This window comes from Microbulbifer sp. THAF38 (genome assembly GCF_009363535.1).
Lineage (GTDB): Bacteria > Pseudomonadota > Gammaproteobacteria > Pseudomonadales > Cellvibrionaceae > Microbulbifer.
Genome location: NZ_CP045369.1, coordinates 2,387,074 through 2,406,528, shown reverse-complemented (window position 1 = coordinate 2,406,528; position 19,455 = coordinate 2,387,074). Strand labels below are relative to the sequence as shown.

At 46.7% G+C, this 19,455-nt stretch carries 14 protein-coding genes and 3 tRNA genes; 6 read left to right on the top strand and 11 right to left on the bottom strand.

Annotated elements, in window-relative coordinates:
* Positions 1-167 precede the first annotated feature (167 nt).
* Together FIU95_RS10205 and FIU95_RS10200 are read left to right on the top strand one after the other, a co-directional pair.
* A complete protein-coding gene (locus FIU95_RS10205; protein WP_253868553.1) occupies positions 168-1,331 on the top strand; it encodes a dipeptidase in 1,164 nt (387 codons plus the stop codon).
* A 206-nt stretch (positions 1,332-1,537) separates the two neighbouring features.
* A protein-coding gene (locus tag FIU95_RS10200; protein WP_152453670.1) for an IS3 family transposase occupies positions 1,538-2,676 on the top strand; the annotation gives its coding sequence in 2 pieces (ribosomal slippage) (positions 1,538-1,796 and positions 1,796-2,676; 1,140 coding nt in all).
* 163 nt (positions 2,677-2,839) lie between these two features.
* On the opposite strand, the gene FIU95_RS10195 is transcribed toward FIU95_RS10200, so the two are convergent.
* From FIU95_RS10195 to FIU95_RS10145, 11 genes are all read right to left on the bottom strand, one after another.
* On the bottom strand, positions 2,840-3,178 hold the full coding sequence (locus FIU95_RS10195; RefSeq protein ID WP_152453669.1) for a hypothetical protein: 339 nt from the start codon (positions 3,176-3,178) through the stop codon (positions 2,840-2,842).
* 146 nt (positions 3,179-3,324) lie between these two features.
* Positions 3,325-3,612 carry a hypothetical protein gene (locus FIU95_RS10190; protein WP_152453668.1) on the bottom strand — a complete coding sequence of 96 codons (288 nt, stop codon included), beginning with the start codon at positions 3,610-3,612 and terminating at the stop codon, positions 3,325-3,327.
* A 733-nt stretch (positions 3,613-4,345) separates the two neighbouring features.
* Complete coding sequence (locus FIU95_RS10185; RefSeq protein ID WP_152453667.1) at positions 4,346-4,621, bottom strand: hypothetical protein; 276 nt, start codon at positions 4,619-4,621, stop codon at positions 4,346-4,348.
* Between the two features lie 479 nt (positions 4,622-5,100).
* Positions 5,101-5,187: transfer RNA gene (locus tag FIU95_RS10180), tRNA-Leu, on the bottom strand.
* A 94-nt stretch (positions 5,188-5,281) separates the two neighbouring features.
* A tRNA-Cys gene (locus FIU95_RS10175) sits at positions 5,282-5,355 on the bottom strand.
* Positions 5,356-5,779: 424 nt separating this feature from the next.
* On the bottom strand, positions 5,780-7,066 hold the full coding sequence (locus FIU95_RS10170; protein WP_253868550.1) for a hypothetical protein: 1,287 nt from the start codon (positions 7,064-7,066) through the stop codon (positions 5,780-5,782).
* Between the two features lie 387 nt (positions 7,067-7,453).
* Positions 7,454-9,361, bottom strand: a complete 1,908-nt coding sequence (locus tag FIU95_RS10165) for a S8 family serine peptidase (RefSeq protein WP_152453666.1) — start codon at positions 9,359-9,361, stop codon at positions 7,454-7,456.
* An 86-nt stretch (positions 9,362-9,447) separates the two neighbouring features.
* Entirely contained in the window at positions 9,448-9,681 is a 234-nt protein-coding gene (locus FIU95_RS10160; RefSeq protein ID WP_152453665.1) for a hypothetical protein, read from the bottom strand.
* Positions 9,682-9,815: 134 nt separating this feature from the next.
* Positions 9,816-10,649, bottom strand: coding sequence for a hypothetical protein (locus tag FIU95_RS10155; protein WP_152453664.1), 834 nt, complete (start codon positions 10,647-10,649; stop codon positions 9,816-9,818).
* Positions 10,650-11,789: 1,140 nt separating this feature from the next.
* Positions 11,790-11,866, bottom strand: a tRNA-Pro gene (locus tag FIU95_RS10150).
* A gap of 72 nt (positions 11,867-11,938) precedes the next feature.
* Positions 11,939-12,787 (bottom strand): acyl-CoA thioesterase II, encoded by an 849-nt coding sequence (locus FIU95_RS10145; protein ID WP_152453663.1) that lies wholly within the window; start codon positions 12,785-12,787, stop codon positions 11,939-11,941.
* A gap of 385 nt (positions 12,788-13,172) precedes the next feature.
* Between FIU95_RS10145 and FIU95_RS10140 the strand changes: the two genes are divergently transcribed.
* The 4 genes from FIU95_RS10140 (at position 13,173) to FIU95_RS10125 (ending at position 19,374) form a co-directional block, all read left to right on the top strand.
* A complete protein-coding gene (locus FIU95_RS10140; protein ID WP_152453662.1) occupies positions 13,173-13,850 on the top strand; it encodes a TetR/AcrR family transcriptional regulator in 678 nt (225 codons plus the stop codon).
* Positions 13,843-14,406 (top strand): DUF1285 domain-containing protein, encoded by a 564-nt coding sequence (locus FIU95_RS10135; protein WP_216646229.1) that lies wholly within the window; start codon positions 13,843-13,845, stop codon positions 14,404-14,406. The genes FIU95_RS10140 and FIU95_RS10135 overlap by 8 nt, the downstream gene beginning before the upstream one ends.
* Before the next feature lie 467 nt (positions 14,407-14,873).
* A complete protein-coding gene (locus FIU95_RS10130) occupies positions 14,874-16,523 on the top strand; it encodes a serine/threonine protein kinase (protein ID WP_152453660.1) in 1,650 nt (549 codons plus the stop codon).
* Positions 16,524-16,644: 121 nt separating this feature from the next.
* Positions 16,645-19,374: a TonB-dependent receptor domain-containing protein gene (locus FIU95_RS10125; RefSeq protein ID WP_152453659.1), complete on the top strand. Its 2,730-nt coding sequence runs from the start codon at positions 16,645-16,647 to the stop codon at positions 19,372-19,374.
* Positions 19,375-19,455 lie beyond the last annotated feature (81 nt).

Below are 19,455 nucleotides of genomic sequence, written 5' to 3'. Positions count from 1 at the left end.
TCCACTTGTTTATTCACCGGTTAAGTTGGCTGGGTGAATATATTTTGATCATCTTGGGCGTATATTGCCAGTTGATCATTTATTACTCTACATAGCTCCTGACATACCACGACTTTATCGGTTATAACCACAACATTGGGCATCACTACTGATATCTGGAAATCATAATGAAGAAGTGGTTTTTAAGTTTGACAACACTGGCACTGGTATTGTTCGCAAGCTGGAAATGGTTTTTGATTCCAGGGGTTGAGCAAAAATTAAACAAGGTGGCCTCAGGTGGTTCCCTTGTGGTTTCAGAGCAAGCCAAGGCATTGCATAGTTCACTTGTTATTGGTGATTTGCATGCGGATAGTTTCCTCTGGGCTCGTGACCTATCAAAGGAGGCTGATTATGGTCATCTGGACCTGCCTAGGGCCCAACGGGGTAATCTTGGGATGCAGGTTTTTACTTCAGTCACCAAGTCTCCCCAGGACCAGAACTATAGCGAAAACTCTGCAGATGCTCGGGATAATATTACCCTGCTTGCGGTTGCGCAGGGGTGGCCGCCTAGAACCTGGGATAGTCTGCTTGAGAGAGCCCTTTACCACTCCGAGCGGGTAAGTGCTTTACAAAGATCCGCGCCTGAACAGTTCCATGTTGTTTATACCGCTGAAGATCTGCGTCAGGTTCTTAAGGGGAGGGAGCAGGGAGCTAATACTCTTGCGGCAATTCTTGGTATTGAAGGAGCCCATCCACTGGAAGGTGATTTGTCTAACATTGAACGCTTATATGATGCTGGTTTTCGGGTGATGGGGCTGCAACACTTTTTTGATAATGAGTTGGGTGGTTCATTGCATGGGCAAAATGGAGCAGGCTTGACGGCGTTTGGTCGCGCTGCCGTTCAGGAGATGGATCGCCGCTCCATGATTATTGATGTTGCTCACTCCTCTGAGTCTGTAGTGAAGGATGTGTTGATACTGAGTGAACGCCCTTTAATCGTTTCCCATACAGGGTTAAAAGGCAGCTGTAACTCACCGCGCAATATAAGCGATGACTTGATGCAAGAAATCGCTGAGCGGGGCGGGTTGATAGGCATCGGCTTTTGGACGGGAGCAGTATGCGATAACAGCCCAGGCAATATTGCCAAAACACTTCGTTATGCCATAGATCTGCTGGGAGTTGATCATGTTGCCCTTGGATCGGATTATGATGGCAGCGTTGAAGTTTCATTTGATGTTGGGGACCTGAATGTATTAACCACTGAAATGTTGAGGCAAGGATTTACAGAGCAGGAGATCCGCAAAGTCATGGGGGAGAATATGCGGGACTTTTTCCTGGACAATCTTCCTTGAGAGAGTTTCTGTTTACAGCTTTGAGTCTCATCAGGGCAGCGGAGACTATGCGGGCGATGGAGCGAATCAATAAAAACTTTGGGCAGGAGACTCTGTTTCTAGGTGCCGAATGCATTTAGAAAAAATCGAAGATACGGCAGGTTTGTAGTGGTCTAATACTTCCGGACACTTCGCTAAGATGGTAAAAACACCAAGCGAGGTGATGTATGACAACGAAAGGTACACGCCGGCAATTCAAGCCGGAGTTCAAGAAAGACGCCGTAGCCCTGGTCTCTGAGCAGGGGTATTCTATCTCTAAGGCCGCAGAGGCTGTAGGAACCACTGCCAACAATCTGCGACGCTGGATAAAAGAGCTGAAGCAGGAAGAGAGCGGAGAAAGGCTGGATGTCGGCGAGCGCGCAGAATTGGACCGGTTACGACGCGAAAACAAGCAGTTGCGGATGGAGAAAGAAATCCTAAAAAAGACCAGCGCCTTCTTTGCGAAAGAAATGAAGTAAAGTACAACTTTATTAAAGAACAGCAAGGCAGCTTTCCAGTTAGGACACTCTGCCGAGTGATGCAGGTAAATAAGAGTAGCTATTACGGGTGGTATCAGCGTAGTAATAGCTCAATAGATAGCCAGACATGGAATCTATGCCATCGTTTGAAGGCCTTATTTTCTGAATCTCGACAGAGTCTCGGAAGCCGTCGGTTAATGAAACTGTTACGTAAAGAAGGCTTTAAAATTGGTCGCTATCGTGTCCGCAAGCTAATGAAAAAGCTAGGTTTGAGAGTAAAACGCAAGAAGCGATTTACACTGACGACAGACAGCAAACACCAACTACCTACCGCGGAAAACCTTTTGAATAGGGAGTTCTCACCGAGTGTTATAAATCAAGTTTGGACTACTGATATCACGTACATCTGGACTGCACAGGGCTGGCTGTACTTGGCGGTAGTGATTGATCTCTATTCACGCAGGATTGTTGGTTGGCATCTAGATCGCCAGATGGAAACGGCCCTGGTAAGTCGTGCATTGATGATGGCTGTTAATTTGCGTACACCGCCAAAGGGTCTTCTACACCACTCTGATCGAGGCAGTCAGTATGCCAGCCATACCTACCAAGCGCTGTTGAAACAGCATGGTATGGTGTGCTCAATGAGCCGCAAGGGAAATTGTTGGGACAATGCACCCACTGAACGCTTTTTTAGCAGCCTAAAACGAGAATGGCTGACGGGAAATATCTATCCGGCAAGGGAAGATGCGATAGCCGATGTGAGGGCCTATATTGCTTATTACAACTCACGCAGGATACATTCATCACTGGAGTATATAACCCCTATCGAATTTGAAAAATGTGCTTAAAGAGGTGTCCGGTTAGACTTGACCACAACAGTTTTTACTTTCCCAGCCTATACCACTAAAAGGGACCTGACTATGGTGGCGACTTGAGTTTTTGTCTATAGAAGTTAAGGCCTCGCTCATTCTAATGCTTTTAGTAGCGAAGGTGAAAAACCACAGTCACTTGTTAAGCAGTACTGTTCGCTCGCAGATAACTAAAAAACAATATGGCTGACAACAAGAATCCAAATAAACCCATAATAACGAGAAGATGATCAATCCTAATAGCTAATACTCTAGCTAGTGGTACTACATTCCATGCTACCAATGAAAAATACAAGGTAACGATCGCCAAGCGCGATGCTCTTAGCAGAATTGCGATCAAGGCCAGTGGAGCAGCGATAAAGAGCAGAGCTAATGCTGGGGTAAATGGTGCGGATCCGAGAATGAAGGCCAATATAGCTAATGCCAACGCTATTGAGCCAAGTATTACCCCTATTTTCTTATGCTTAGTTATCTGACTCATTTGGCAGTTTGTTAAGCTATAACTGGAATACAGCGTTGGCTCTAATCAAGAAATGGGTTCCAGTTTAAATCCATAGTATTAACTTCTATATATGGGGCCGAAGTGTCGGTTCTAGCTGCTCTTTTTGCGGTGACAACATGTACCTGTTAGATTTTTGAGGCACCATAATACTCATACTTGGCTATGGTGATTTTTACACCTAGCTTATTTGAGATCAATTTAAACTGGTGTCCCACCGTTTCAGATGGCTCTTTCAAGAATAGCTGTGTAACCAAAGGTTCTTGAAGTTCACCATTTGCTGCAATATGTAAAGCGATATCGCGAGAAAATTCACGAAATTCATCGGTTTCGAAAGCCCAAGCATCCGAGCAGGCGAACTCTATCATTACGCCTATCCGATTCTGGTGATTATAGGTTTCAATAAATTTGGTCATGACGAATCCAATGCCGCAATATAGTGCGATTTATTTTGTATATTTTAAGCGCAATAATGGGAGTGCAGCGGCCGTGAAAAACATGCACAAAATAAGACATCGGATACATCGCTCTGTTGAGCGCTTCGGGATAAAAGTCAAATAACACGCCTTCCCTGACTCTCAACATACTTTCACTCCCAGAGAGAAGGGTCTTTATAATCCGGGTATGTAGCTGCTTTGACTGTGACTGTGCTGGCTTTTTAGTATTTTTGGCTTCCGCATTAACCCTATTTTTTAGATCAATTTGTACTTGAAGCAAGCCTGGCGCATACTTAAACGTAGCACCATTTTTTTTGGAGGGTTCAAATTTTTTCTCAGCAAAAAAGTAACTTTTTGCCTCAGGGTCTTAGGTAGAAAAATTAGCAGTGCTACCATCTCTAGCAAGTTCTATATCTGTGATATACATATACTTTTCTTCAGAATAGTGAAGCTTGAGAGTCGAACCAAAATCAGAAAAAGTCTGGTCAGCGACCGTTGCGCCCTAAAATACCATGCTAATAATTTCCTCGAGCTCATTAACTCTCATATATTCCACTCGTTGCTTATTTGATGCTTAACGTCACCATAGACGGCTGCTGGAGCAAAATGAACGAAGTCTGGTGTAGGCTGCGTTTTTTGCGGCCGTAATGAATTTGTTAGCTTTGTTATGGATTCGCTAGCACATCACACTTTGAATACTAGCGGCATTAGGCTAAAAATTAATCTTCCCATCTTTACCTAAAATTAAATCACTGAGCAACTGATCTTTTAACGATCGATTTTTCCGCTCTTTATCGATCTTTCTTTGCTCTAACATTTTAGCTCGAGGTGTCTTCCCTAGATCTTGGATAGCCCTATCGTTGCTAGGCATGTTTATATAGGAATCATCGGACCAAAGGTCAGCATGGAGAAGATCTTCTTGGCTCGCACATCCTGTCCCGCATGCAGCCATAAAAATGGCCATTATATAAATCAATTTATTTCTCATAATCCTCGGAAATCTACACGATTCATAACGCTGCCAGTAAGGGTGATCTTACTTGGCTTGTATGGTTGTTCTTGTCTGATACGGATGTTGAAAATCCTTTTTGCTAACGGGTAAATTGAGCCACACCTTCGGCGACCAACGGTTTACAAGCTTTTCTCACGCTGCCTTGAGGCCAATTTCAGCCATACATCTTTCCATTTTATGGCAAAGGCGAATTATTAAGCTGGTCAGCATTGAAGTCTAGCGGTTTCACTATTTTACGATATCAATTACAGGGCTAGGCTGGTTTTAAATGCTGTGATCAGGGGAGGGGCTCAGTAAGGACTGTAAAGTGATGTAAGGGGGAAGGGTAGCTATTTGTGAATCAACGAAAATCTTCTTGTCGCGAGAGATTGAAGATTGAAAGGGTTAGCGCTTCAGATGGAGTGCTCCATATTTGCACTAAAAGAAATATAGCCCATTGAAGCTAAATAAGTGTGTGGTGCCCGGGGCCGGACTTGAACCGGCACGGCCGTGAGGCCGGGAGATTTTAAGTCTCCTGTGTCTACCAATTCCACCACCCGGGCAGGTCCTTTGCGAGGGGGGATTTTAGCGCTTTTGCTCTTCCCGGAGTCCTCACTCTCAATGCAGTTCACAGGAGTCTGCAATGAAAAGGAAAAATGGAGGCTAGGGTCGGAATCGAACCGGCGTACACGGAGTTGCAGTCCGCTGCATGACCACTCTGCCACCTAGCCTTTGTTCCACATCTTGTGTGGATGAGAACGCTGCGAATTCTATCTGATAAATCTGAAAAATCCTAGCGTTTTCTTATACTTACGTGCACTTGGCTGCGTAAGAGGGCGCTATTCTATGGACTATCGAAGATTAGTCAAGCGTTGATTTCAACAAATTGTAAAAGTTGAGGAAAAAAGTCTGGAAAGTGCACGGATGACCTTCTGGCAATAGACGTAATAACTTTTAGTACTGCTGCAGATGAACCTATTTCCATTTGTTCTTAATTTATTTTGGGGGGTGCTGGAAATCCCTTGAGGGTGTTCGATACTGTCTTTATCTGGCTAACACGTCTCCCCCCCAAACGTGTTTTGTAATGCTGGTAGGGCACACCAGGATGGTACTTGCCCGTAGTGTAGCAAGGATGAAATCCTCCAAGTTTCACTCCTAATGGTCTTGGCCCTGACGCTCTCCCCCCCCGTCGTCAGGGCTTTTTTTTGCCTGGTCTTTGAGGATCTTGTTACTTTTAGAGGTTAGGTTCTCTAAGGTGAGAGTTTTCACCGGTCTACCTGCGGCCTGCTCCGATAGCTTTCTGAATCTCTCCAGGGTGACTTCTCCGCGGGTGCTCGCCAAGGCCCTCGCAACTTCATCAATACTGGCTTTTCCGTCGCTCGCCTCACGTATTTCTTTGTCTAGTTCAAGCATCACCCCCGCTGCACGGGCTGTAACCGGTCCTGAAGAGCGCTTCACCAATAGAGAGGGGGCCTTTTTACCCCAGCGTATAAGTTTGTCCATAGCTTCCTGGTAGCGGTCATCGCTAATGCCCCCAGTCCTTCTCAAGATTTCGAGAGAGTAAAATTCAGCGATACCTTCAACAATCCAATCGCTCTGGTCGTCACCATGAATACCTGTACCGACATGTATGAGTTCATGGATCATGCTGCTGGTACGGTTTCCGCTGATCAATGGTCGATCGGCATGCATAAATAATGAGCGTGTACCTGAGAGACCGCCACGCCACATAGGATCATCGGCAGTGACGATCAATAAATGATCCGGGAAGAGCGGGAAAATTTTCTTTAGCTCCGGTAGGTTCCAATTGAGAAAGGCGAGCACATCCTGGCGACGAATGTTTTGACCCTTCGGGCCGGAGATTCTGGTATCGGTGCCGGATATATAATCTTGGCGGCTGCCAATCTTGCCAACAATCATCCACCCCTTGGGCCTTACGAAGCGTCGGTTGGGGTCTGATATCTGATAGAGGCCATCTTCGATTTCAGGGTAGGGGAGGGCTGAAGACCAGCCTTCAGGCATCACCAATTTCAGGCGGGTATCTGACGAACGCCCGCTACTAGTTGCAGAAATTGGCGCAATTAATTTATCACTACGGAGAATCGCCCAGTCTTTGGTGATGCGAGAGTCATAGCCACCATTTTTCCTTTGATTGTCGATGACAAAGCTGTAACTGAGTTTTGACTCGTTGCCCTCAGTTCGCCATATCGCTTTATCGCCTTTCTCCTGTAGATCTTGTGTACTTTTCAGGTCTTTATAGCGCCCCGATGATAGGTTAAGGACAAGCTTGCTAGGTATGTCTTCCCCTTTTAAGGCTAACTCGACTCGGGCTAGCTTGGTTTCAGGGTCAATTATTGCTGTGTACAGAAGCTCATAAGCCCTGGCAGCAGGAGTGAGAAGTAGAGCGAGCAGAGAAAAGGAGAAGAGTCTTATAAGCATCATTATCTGGCAGAGTATCCAACAAGTGTCAATTTGGACAATGTTTAAGCCTACAGGTGCCGGCATGTCGCCATCAAGCAAATGGGTCACATCGACTCATAATGCAGGATCACTGGTATAGGCGGGATGAGGAATGAAATAGGGCTTTATGACTATTAAGCCATAAAATAAATACACTTATAAAGCCGTTATCATCTTTCTTTTATCTATTTTGAACACCCATCGGTTAATAAGGGTTGGAGGTTGGGAGCGTGAAGCCTCTCTGTAGATAGGAGAGCAAGTTCGCCATCGCGAACCTGCAATCTGAGAGAGAGAGGTGGGTTTTAGGTCGAAAATTAAGCGATATTGTAAAGAGGGGTCACATAAATTAGTGACCCCTGCTTATCTAGGCTACCAAAAGCGAATCGATCGCGGGTCCACAAAAGGCGCACCATAAGGGCCAAAGGCAAAACCATCCGGGAAGGTACCCATCACTGGCTGCTGGGGAGGTATTGACCGGACATCCGCCCCGTAATAGGCGTTGGGAACAAATTGGCCAGACCAATTGGTTGCAGCACCTGAAAAACCCTGCATGGGGGCAACGGTAAATCCAGTGTAGGGAGATGCTTGAGGGCCTGTAGTCTGAGCTGAGGATACTCCCACACTTTCACCTGCGGCCATTTCTTTGGCTGATTCAAATACCGTATCGACCCCAAAGAGCTTGGGAACACCTGCCCCAATTCTTTCTGCTCCCAGATTCAAAGGCGATGTCAGAGATCGGATCAGTTGGAAAAGTCCGGTAATGCGTGTGGCATCGCGCTGCCTTAAAGAAGCTTTGAATAGTGGGTGATGGGCAAGTAGCAGGGCAGCAAGACCAGTGATATGAGGTGCCGCCATGGATGTACCAGACTGCACATCAAAACCTTTATCGGGTACTGCCGATACAATGCCGACTCCAGGGGCTGCAACAGATATTTCCGGTCCATGACAACCAAATGTGGGCAAGAAAACACCATCGGCGGTTACCGTTGATGCGATAACCGTTTGTGCATCCCAGGAATCTCTTGGAAACTCATTAAGCATTCCTATTGCCCCCACCGCCATCACGTTAGGGGACCTTGCCGGATACTGCACAGGGCCACCGGAATTGCCAGCGGCAACAATACAAGCGATTCCATGTTGAACGGCATCTTCAATTTGCTGCTCAACCGCATCTGAAGAATCTGAGCTCCCCAAACTCATATTGACAACATCAACGCCAATTTCGATGCAGTGGGCAAGGGCATCAATCAGGCTGCTAAATTGGCCTCCCGGGAAGACCTTGAATACATAAATTTCTGCTTCTGGTGCAAAGCCGCGAATAGCATCTGTCCCGGATGGCTGGCCAGCAATAATGCCTGCGCAGTGCGTTCCATGGCCTACGATATCTTCCGCCCAACTTTTAGTATCATAATTGTTGGTAACGTCAACACCATTTTTTAGGTGTGAAAGGATCGGATGCTGGTTGTCCGCACCTGAGTCAATAATGGCGATTTTTATTCCCTTGCCCGTATATTCATCAGGTAGTTGATCCAAGCCCATGAATTTTTGCCCCCAACCATAGGGCGTATTATTGGGGAAACTTGGAATTGCCTCGCTGAGCGAGTGCAACTTAACCAGGTTTACTCCTGTCAATGACAGCGACGGGCAGCGAATGTATTTATTCCAGAAGTCTTTTGCGGGACGGATGAGTAGGGACTTAATCTGGGCCCCACCACTTTGGGCAAAAATATTCAGTGCCACTTCACCCTTATTATTGGTCACTCCCTCTTGTGGAAATCCTGCGCTTTCTACAATAACCTGCGCATCCCGAATGGGTTCGCCTTTTGAGCCGACAACCCGAAGTCGAACTTGTTGTGCCTTAGCGTGATACTCGCGTAGGAGGCCGGGTTGCTGGGCAAAAATTGCGGTGAAGCTGGGAGAAAAGTTTGCCTGCCCATAGGAAAGTAGTGAATCCAACTCCACTGCAACATTAGGTGGAGCTGTTTGGTAGAGTGTTGCGGCAGCGTCAACATCCATGCGTACTTTATAGATGTTTGTTGCTTCATCAGCGGTTGAAAGTGTTTTTAACTTTCTTCCAGGTCTGATTTCACGAAGTACTTCACAACCTAGTTGCTTTGCAATGTATGAGATTACATTGTGCATCGACCCCGCGCTTAATGGTTGTATACCCATGGACTTCGCAATTTGACTTCTACGGGGTGAAATAAGTAACTCTACCTTTTCTGCAACCTCGACCGAAGTTTCTCCTGCGGCCTTTTCTTGTCGGGATTCAGTCATGTTTATGTTCCTTCGCTTTCAGTGCGGTACTGTTTGTCAGCGTGTACTTAGAGTCTGAAAGTAATGAGTCGATAAGGTATTCATTATTAATTGATTGGCTGGATAGGGCTGTCTGGGTCAATAATCACTTTACCGCCTAACTTCTTCTTCAGGTTTTCAATAGCATCTGGGGTGGCCCGAAGAGTGACATTACTTTTGCGTAAAATGACCTCTTTCACATCTGGGCAATTTTCTGCCTCCCTAGCCAATTCTTCCAGCTCAATCGTTGTAGCTAATGCCTTGCGATTTGGGACAGCCACATACTGCTCAAATTTCTTCATTATTTTTCTCTAAACTCTTTGTTCCAAAATGATATAGAAGTCAGCTATACAAAAAATATGGTCAAATCTCTGAAAAGAAATATTAACCTCATTAAAAAAGTGGCGGATTACCCGCCACTTATAGTCCTATACGATCAGTGTAAATATGATTGTTGTTGGAATGCTGAATTAGGTTGTTGCATGGCCTGGAATGGGTAGGGCTGGCCAATGCCGCCAAAGTTTTGAAACCCCTGGTAATGTTGCTGCGGAATCATCTGAAAAGGGGTTGGTTGACCGAATCCTCCAGCAGGATTCATCATCTGGTTTGGGAAGCCGCCAAATTGTTCTTGAGTTTGGTGTAAAGGCGAAAACTGACCTTGTAGGCTGTTTAAGTAGGGTTGTGTCGCTAACTGTTGAGCTAACTGCGGTAATGCTTGAAATGGCAGTAACTGACCTAAGCGTGCCACATTATTCAGAAATTGGCCTTGTTGGCCGCCAATGTAGTTACCAATAGCAGGTGCCGCACGACTTATCAGCTCACCAAGGAGGCCCTGGGGAGAGAACTGGGGTGCAGCTTGGTAGGGTAGAAGCTGGCTGAGGTTATTCTCTATGTTGTTGAATTGGCCCTGAGGACCGCCCATATATCCCCCAAATTGTTGCATTGCGCGATTAATTATCTCCCCGAGATAATTTTGTGGCGCCATCTGCTGTGCGAATTGTGGGTGAATTTGTGGCAGCGCCTGAAAAGGAAGTAACTGGCCCAGTCCGCCAAGAGAATTAATCAGTTGGCCTTGAGGTCCGCCAACGATTCCACCAATTATTGGTGCTGCACGGCTAACAATATCGCCCAGGAACCCTTGTGGGTTCATCTGTGGTGCAGCTTGGTAAGGTGATTGGTTGGAAAATCCGGCAACTGTATTAATCGGTGAGGTTGCGTAGCTGAGCGGTTGTCCAAAATTTCCTTGTCCGTAAGCATATGGTTGGTACATGAACGTACTCCTTAAGTAGGCCTTTATCGATATAAAAATCTATCGTCCGGGTATTTCATTGTTTCTGGGGTGAGAATATTGAGATTTAAAAATCTCATTTACAGTTCAGCCGGCCGGAAATAAATCAGGTGCCAATTATCGGGGTAATGCTTTAGGTGTCAGTTATCCATCCGGCTGAGCAGAGTATAGAGAAGCTTTGGTGTTGTGCAGGAAAAGTTTGAGAAATTTTCTTGGGAAAAATGGGGCGTAAAAATTCTTTATTATTTATCGAAAATGTAACGAATTTTGCCTGATAATACCCTCTTGTTTTCTAAGTGATGGCGCTCCCGGTAGGTTGCAAGTAATTTCTTGTTTTTTGCTGTTGGTTGATGAGGTGGAATGTTTTTAAGTGCTAAATTTTCTTGATTTTGAAATCTGACAGCAGGGCGTAAAAATCACTAATAATGATTCCTTTGAACACCATCTATTTTGGCAATGTTTACATAATCAGCTTGATTTTCATCAAAGCAGTAATGGTGCGGCTCCATGATTTGAGATGCCCTCATTACGGGGGGCAAAAATTTTACATTATGGGGTTCAGGTGTTTTTGGTTTACGGCAGTTCTGATTTGAACTGCTCTGAGTGATGCCTCGTCATTACCCTCGAGGTTCAATCTTAGATTCTGATTTACTTGAGGCCGCTAGCTTTGATTAAAAGGAATAGGGGTTTTGTTAAATAGAAGGCTAGGTCAGCAGGGCAGGCCTTGTAGTGACGTCAATGATTATAGTGCGATGCCTCAGGTGGGATAGACTCACTCTCAATCGCAGATTTTGATGAACTTAACAAGTTGCTTTGCTCACTCCATGTGTACTGGGCCCCGTCCAATTGTACTGGCAGCTACATCAGAATTACCGATACAATCTATGTTAAAAGTATACACTTAAAAGGTCGTTATCATAATATTTGTTTTATTTTTAGAACAACTCGGGATGTTAATCAGTGGAGGGGGGAGGCTAGAGTATCGGTGCGCTCCAGCATGCTGACTTTTACCGAAGAGTTAGTGGGCTGGAGTGTTGCTCTGGGGGGGGGATAATCGCGCAGGGGTATGCTTTGTATAAATTCCAGGCATGAAAAAACCCGCTAAAAGCGGGTTTTTAAATCTGGTCGGTGAGAGAGGATTCGAACCTCCGACCCCTTCGTCCCGAACGAAGTGCGCTACCAGGCTGCGCTACTCACCGACTTATTGGTTTCGCTTCACTAGCGAAGTGGGCGGCATTATAGCAGCCAATTTTGCACTGTAAACCATTGATTTAACTTTTAATTTGCCGAATCAGGCCCTCTTGTGCGGTGGAGGCTACCAGTACGCCATCGCGGGTATAGATCTGTCCGCGGGTAAATCCGCGCGCGCCACAGGCAGAGGGACTGTCGGTGACATACAAGAGCCATTGATCGAGACGGAAATTGCGGTGAAACCACATGGCGTGGTCAACACTGGCCGGCATCAGATGTGGGTCGAACAGAGAGATGTCGTGGGGCTGTAGGGAGGTGCCCAAAAGCCCCATGTCAGAGGCATAACAAAGCGCCGCCCTGTGCTCAATGGGGTCATCAGACATTTCACCTTCTGCACGAAGCCAGAACATACACTTGGCCTCACGGGTTTCGGCGCCAAAGTAGCTCTGCGGGTCTATCGGGCGAAAATCGATCATATAGCGGCGCTGGTCATATTGCGGGCTGACAAGGCCAGCCTCCAAAGCCAGTTGCTGAGTGTTCTTCAGGCCTTCTGGGTCGGGAATACCTTCAGTGGGCATATCGGCCTGGTGGTCAAAGCCGGGTTCCTGGATTTGAAAAGAGGCAGACATATTAAAGATCGCGCGTCCGCGTTGCTTGGCAACTACGCGGCGGGTGGTGAAGCTGCCTCCGTCGCGGATTGGGTCCACCTCGTAAATAACCGGAAGCTCACTGGAGCCAGGGCGCAGAAAGTAGGCATGCAAGGAATGAGGCAGGCGATCTTCAACAGTACGGGCAGCGGCCATTAAGGCTTGGCCAAGTACTTGGCCTCCAAAAAGTACTTTTCGATAATTTTCGACGTGGTGGCGGCTGCGAAAGAGGTGGCGATCCAACTCTTCGACGTCGAGAAGTTTGCTCAGCTTTTCCAACATGGACGACTCTACCTGTTACCTATTAGTGATAGTCGGGTTTGACTGGGCTGGTATCGCAGGTCTGCCCAGAAGGGTGATAATAACAGCAGATGACGTAAAGACCATTATCGGTCACTAATTTCAGTACCAGTTTCCAAGTGGCTGATGGTTCACCACTCTCGAATACTTTGTGCTAGTGGTGAGAGGTCTATCACAACCTAATCGGCCACAGGCAGGGGCCCGAACTGTCGCAATAGGGTAAAAATTAGGCGGCGCGATCCCTATTTGGGCGTATTTTCTAGGCTAATTTCCCGATTCTCTTTTCCAAGCGACTCGAATTGCCTATCATTCATGAATGAATAGTCAATTTCAGTCCCCAACATTACGGGCAGAGAAGGTCGGAAGTATGGATAAGGCAAAAGAGAAGGTTCAGAGGTTTCGCGCGCGAGAGCAGCGCATCCTGGATGCGGCTCTGGAGCTTCTGCTGGAGCATGGTGAAGAAAAGGTCACGGTCGAGCAGATTGCTGAGCGTGTAGATATCGGCAAAGGCACTATCTATAAGCACTTTATATCTAAAACTGAAATCTATATGCGCTTGCTGATGGACTATGAAAAGTCCCTGGCAGAACGCCTTAAGGTTGCGGTTGAGAATGCGGAGAAAGGTGATATCACCGCACCCGCTCGTGCTTACTTTGAATCCCGTATGGCCGATCCCGGCAAGGATCGCCTATTTCAGCGCTTGGAAGAGAAGATTATCTCTCTTAACCTGGCCCCAGAGATGATTTCAGAATTACACGCTATCCGAAACTCCAACACTTCGGCCTTGAACCGCGTGTTTGAGCGCCGGATAGAGCAGGGCATGCTGAAGAAGGTGCCTGCGTATTATTACTATTCAACCTACTGGGCTCTAGTCCAGGGCGCCGTTGAACTCTACCACTCCAAATCCTTTGCCGATGTGATCGAAGATCGTGAGGGGTTGATGGAGTTCATTATGGATGTGGGGGTACATATTGGTGACACCTCGCAGCGCAAACCTGTGGAGAGTGGCCACTCTGGCGACACTGCGGGGTCCTCCTTTGGCTGAGCCACTTTTTCAGCAACTGCAGAAGTTGCAAGAGGAGTTCCACGGGCACCCTCCGGTTGACCGGTGGGACCCGGACTTCTGTGGCGACATGGATATGGTGATCAAAAGTGATGGCCGTTGGATCCATGAAGGTACCGAGATTCGCCGGCAGCCACTGGTGAAGTTATTTGCCAGCATCTTGAAAAGAGAAGGGGACGAGTACTTTTTGGTCACCCCTGTCGAAAAGCTACGGATACAGGTCGAGGATGTCCCTTTTGTAGCCACTCAGGTTGCGCGCAGCACCTCAGAGAGTGAAGATCAGCGGCTGTTATTTACCACGAGTCTGGGCGATGTTATCGAGCTGAATAAAGATAGCAATTGGCAGCTGCAAGAATTCGGCACACCTCCGCAGCCAGTCCCCTACGTGGAAGCCCGAAATGGCCTAATGGCTAGGGTTTCCCGTGATGTCTTCTACCAGCTAGTAGATTGGGCAGAAGAGAGAAGGCTGGGCGAAAATGGCTCTGGACAGCTGTTTATACGCAGTGCGGGTGGCGAATTTCTTTTGGGTTCATATTAACAAACGCCCTTTTCTAAACCTGGGGTTGTTTTCTATTCCCCCAGGTTTATCTAACTACTTAGATAAGCCTCTCTTGAAATTGCCTTTAACGTAACTTCTGCCTAGATTCATAACTTTCCACATCTCTTTTATGTCTTTGAAGTCTTGTGCAAATTGGCAAGATTTACTGGCTTTTATATTTCTTTCATTTTTCTGAAAGCGTTTGTAAATCCAAGGGAAATAAAAAATACCATTAAATGTAAACTTCCAGTCTCTATTGCAAAAATTACTGAAAATATATAAAAAGTTAACAAATTCGCAACACGCCGTTTCTACACTCCCCTCCGTCCTATTTGCTTAGGCGTAAAAACAAACATAGTGTTCAGGCAGTCAATTATTTGATTTCAAGTTTTTACCTGCAAGTAAAAACTGTGATCAATATTCATAGACTGCTCATATTTTGGATATTAATTCCTTTAGGGGGGAGTATGAAGCGTATACAAAATCGAGTTGTCCTGGCTGCCGTAATTACGGCTTTATTGGCGGGTTGTGATGGTGGTGGTGTCAGCGTCGAGCCTAAGACCGTGGATAATTCAGTCGATAACTCTGTTGATAATTCTGGAAGCGGTTCTTCAGAAAATCCCTGTGCAATGATCGAAAGCTCTGGCGTGCAAGGTACCTACGAGAGTGGTAACTGTCGATATGGAACCGATTTTGTTTCTGCATCCAATCCTTTAACTGAAGATTTATACCTCCCGGCTCTTTCAGAAGGTGGAGCTCATATTTTTGATGGTAGTCTTTTCGTTGGTGAAAATTTCTCTAGTGATGCCGACTTACAGGCCGCTGGTATCGCCAAGGGTGGAGATGGCGTGAAGCTGGAGATACAGGCTGGGACAACCGTTGCGTTCAAGGATAACTCGGCTTTTATGGTCGTGAATCGTGGCTCGCAAGTTTTTGCCCGTGGTACTGAATCCGCACCAATTACTTTCACCTCCGAAACGGATGTTCGCGGCACTGTAACTGCTGATGCAGTATCCCAGTGGGGTGGAATGGTTATCAATGGTTTTGGTGTCACCAATAAATGTAAATATAAAGGCTCTATTGACGGCGGAGATTTGGACCTGGAGGGAGAATGTCATGTTGCTGCCGAGGGGTCTACTGACGATAACACTTCATACTACGGTGGTGATAACAATGCGGATAACTCTGGTGAGCTTTCCTATGTCGTCGTAAAACATACTGGAGCTTTGGTCGCTAGTGGTGATGAACTCAATGGTATCTCATTTGATGCGGTTGGGAGTGGGACTGTGGTAAACAATTTGCAGGCTTATTCCACTTTTGATGATGGGATTGAGTTCTTTGGCGGTGCGGTAGATGTTAATAATTATGTTGCTCTTTATGTGCGAGATGACTCAATCGATATTGACGAAGGTTACCGCGGAAGTATCACCAATGCCCTGGTGATTCAGAGTGAAAATGATGGCAACCACTGTATTGAGGCGGATGGAATCGGTTCTTATGAAGACACGATTGATTACACCGCACTGATTAACCAAGGGCTTAACAGCCGCCCTATGATTGATGGTCTGACTTGTATCGTTTCTGCTCAAAAAGAAGGTACGCATGATCCGGGTGCTGGGTGGCGCTTGCGTGAGGGTATTTACCCAATGATTACAAACTCCATAATCGTTGCCTCATTTAAAGCTGACGAAACGGCAGATGATGGTAGCAACTACTGTTTGCGTATGGAAAGTGCCCAAACCCGTAACGAAGCGACCTCTGGAACAGAGCTGGCCCTGACTTCTAACATTTTCGCTTGTGAAGATCGCACTAAAACCGATGAAGCTTCATTCGATTTAGCGGCCTGGGCTGAAGATAACGGTAACCAGTTTGCTCCGATTTCTGGTGCGATGAGCCCAACCATCGGTATTGATACCAATTTTATTTTGCTAGACGGTACCCCTGCAATCTATACGGTGGCTGCCGATCAACAGCGTATCAATGATGCCGTGCCTACTGTAACTGCGTTTGAACGCGCCTACTTGGGTGCCCTCGACATAAATGGCACTGACTGGACCCAAGGTTGGACTTACGGCCTTCACCAGGGCAGCCGTGCACAGCCTCTTTGGTTTGAATAATTAGCTTTAGGGATTGTTAGGAGTATTTCTCCTGAACCTGCAGGGCGCCGCCTTCGCTGATGGGGTCGGCGCCTTGTTTGGTTTTAACACCTAAAAATAGGAATGATAAGAGGCCCGTGTAATGGCTAAATATGAAAATTTCCAGAGACTGCCGTTGGTGATCGGTATTACCGCGGCCTCTGCTATGGCTCCTGGCGTATTTGCCCAGGATGCGGATTTGGTGGAAGAAAGCACTGGTACAGCACAAGGGATTGAAGAAGTGGTAGTTCAGGGGCGTTTGCGGGACTCCGCGGAGGCCCTGGTCAGTGAGCGCCTGGAAGAGGAGGTGGTCACCGATATCCTTGGTGCCGAGATGATCGGACGGGTAGGGGATTCTACAGTGGCGGCTGCGTTGCGCAGGGTGTCAGGACTGTCGCTCGTGAGTGATAAGTTCGTCTATGTACGTGGATTGGGGGAGCGCTACTCAAGTACCACGCTAAATGGTGCGACAGTACCCTCACCGGACCTGACCCGAAATGTGATTCCCCTCGATTTATTCCCTACTTCTATAGTGGACTCCCTGGCTGTTCAGAAGAGTTACTCTGCTGATCAGGCTGCTAGCTTTGGCGGTGGCAATGTGGACATTCGCACAAAGGGAATTCCCGATGACCTGACTTATTCTGTAGAGTTAGGCACAGGAAGCAATACGGAAACCAGCGGTGAGGTTCTGAGTTATCAAGGTGGGGATGATGACATCTACGGAACTGATGATGGTACCAGGGCACTCCCTGGAGAAATATCTGCAGCGCTAAAACGCTTCAGGGGAGGCTTGGGTGTCTCCGATATCAGAAAAATTCTGGTCGAGGAGGGAAATCAGTATGCCAGTGAGCAGGAGGCCGATGATGCAGCCCAAGCGCTAAATCGTGAACTGGCCTTAAATCTCAATCGTGATATTTCTATCGAAGAGGATTCCAGTGATCTGGATAGGGATGTGAAAGCGAGTGTAGGCAATCGTTTTTCCCTCAATGATCATTGGGAGTTGGGATTTCTGGCTGGAGCTTCTTATAAAAGTAAGTGGAGGGAGTCTGAGAGAACCCTACGCAGCTTTGGTGCCCCCAAAGAGCAAATGAATAATCGTAGCAAGTCAACTTATTCAGTGGATATCAGTGGGAATTTAAATTTAGGTATACGCTTTGCTGATGAGCATGTGATTGAAACTACGAGTATATTTCTACGCAATACTGATGATGAAACCTCTATTACTGATTACTTTAATGAGAATCGACAGGTGTCGGACGGTTCTGGTTATCGTGAGTATTTGCTGAAGTATGAAGAGAGAGAGCTAGCCCTGAATCAGGTCAAGGGCAGTCACTCTCTTGGGCCTGAGACCAAAACTCTTATGCCCTTTGACCTCCTCAATTGGGTTCCGGAAGAGGTGGTTGTTGATTGGTTTTATTCGGATGCAACAGCGACTACAGATATACCTAATCAGGTCGACGTCATTTCCGATACAGTTACTGATCCTACGACGGGTGAAGTGCTTAGCTCTAAGGTCAGCAGGGGTTCTCGAAGTGCAGGATTCCGATTTACTGAGCTTGAAGACGAAGTCAAAAATTACGGTTGGTCAGTCGTCTTGCCTCTAGAGTTTTCATCTTCAAGTTTGGAATTGACGGGCGGCTTCGCGAGGATGGAGAAGGGGCGCTCCTACAAGCAAACTGAGCTGCGCCTAGATATCTTCAGTGTGGCTAACGAAAATGTACTAGCTGGCCCACTGGGCGAGGTATTTAATGATGAAAATATCACCAGCAATGGCAATGACTACGTTTTCGACTTGGCGGGAAGTAACAAGCAAAGCTATTTAGCAGCTACGGCTACAGATGCAGTATTTGGTAAGCTTGATTGGACATTTTTTGAAACCTGGCGGGTTTCCGCTGGAGCCCGCTGGGAGGATTACAGTCAGGTAGCACTTGAATGGAACCCTTATGGCTACTCCATCAGTGACCCTCAGGTAACAACAGACCCAGATGACCTGTTGGAAGCGGTTTATGCTGAGGACGATATTTATCCCTCTTTCTCTCTGACTTATATGGGGGCATTTTGGGCGGAGACCTTCCAGCTCCGTTTTGGAGTATCGAAAACGGCCGTTCGACCCGATCTTCGTGAGATCACTGATGCGTTTTATATTGATCCTATTACCGATGAGCAGGTGAAGGGTAATCCCAACGTTAGGCCCTCCGAAATTCATAATTATGATCTGCGTGCCGAGTGGTTCTTTGATAGTGGAGATAGCTTAACGGTGTCCGCTTTTTATAAGGATGTGATTGATCCAATCGAGTTCTTTGAGGCGGCTTCCAGTGATACGAATGTTGCCAGGGAAATTATTAATGCCGAGTCTGGAGAAATTAACGGTATTGAAATCGAAGGCATGAAGCAGTTGGGTTTCCTCGGTGGCTTTATGGATAGCTTCTTTGTGCAGGGTAATGTCACTCTACAGGAGACCGAGTTGGTTGCTGGAGAGGAGGCCGATGCACCTACAAGTCCGGTTCGGGAAATGACTGGGGCATCCGAATATGTTGTGAATATGTTATTGGGCTTTGATAGCCCAGATGGCAACCATTCTGCAACACTGGGTTATAACGTATTTGGTGAACGTCTACACCTTGCAGGGCGTAATCCGGATCCAGATTCTTATGAGCAGCCATTCCACTCGTTGGATTTGACTTATTCCTGGTACCCAACAGAAAAGGTAACAATAAAAGCGAAAATGCAAAATTTATTAAATGAATCCATTGAGATTGAACGTGACAGTGTCATCGTGTTTGAAGAAAAACCGGGCCAGACCTTCGCTTTGAGCGCTCAATATAAATTCTGATTTTTTCTCCAGGTAACTCCTGCTTCCAGTATCTGAAAGCAGGAGTTCATTCTGTTCCGCGTTCTTCCAAGAGCTGGCCAA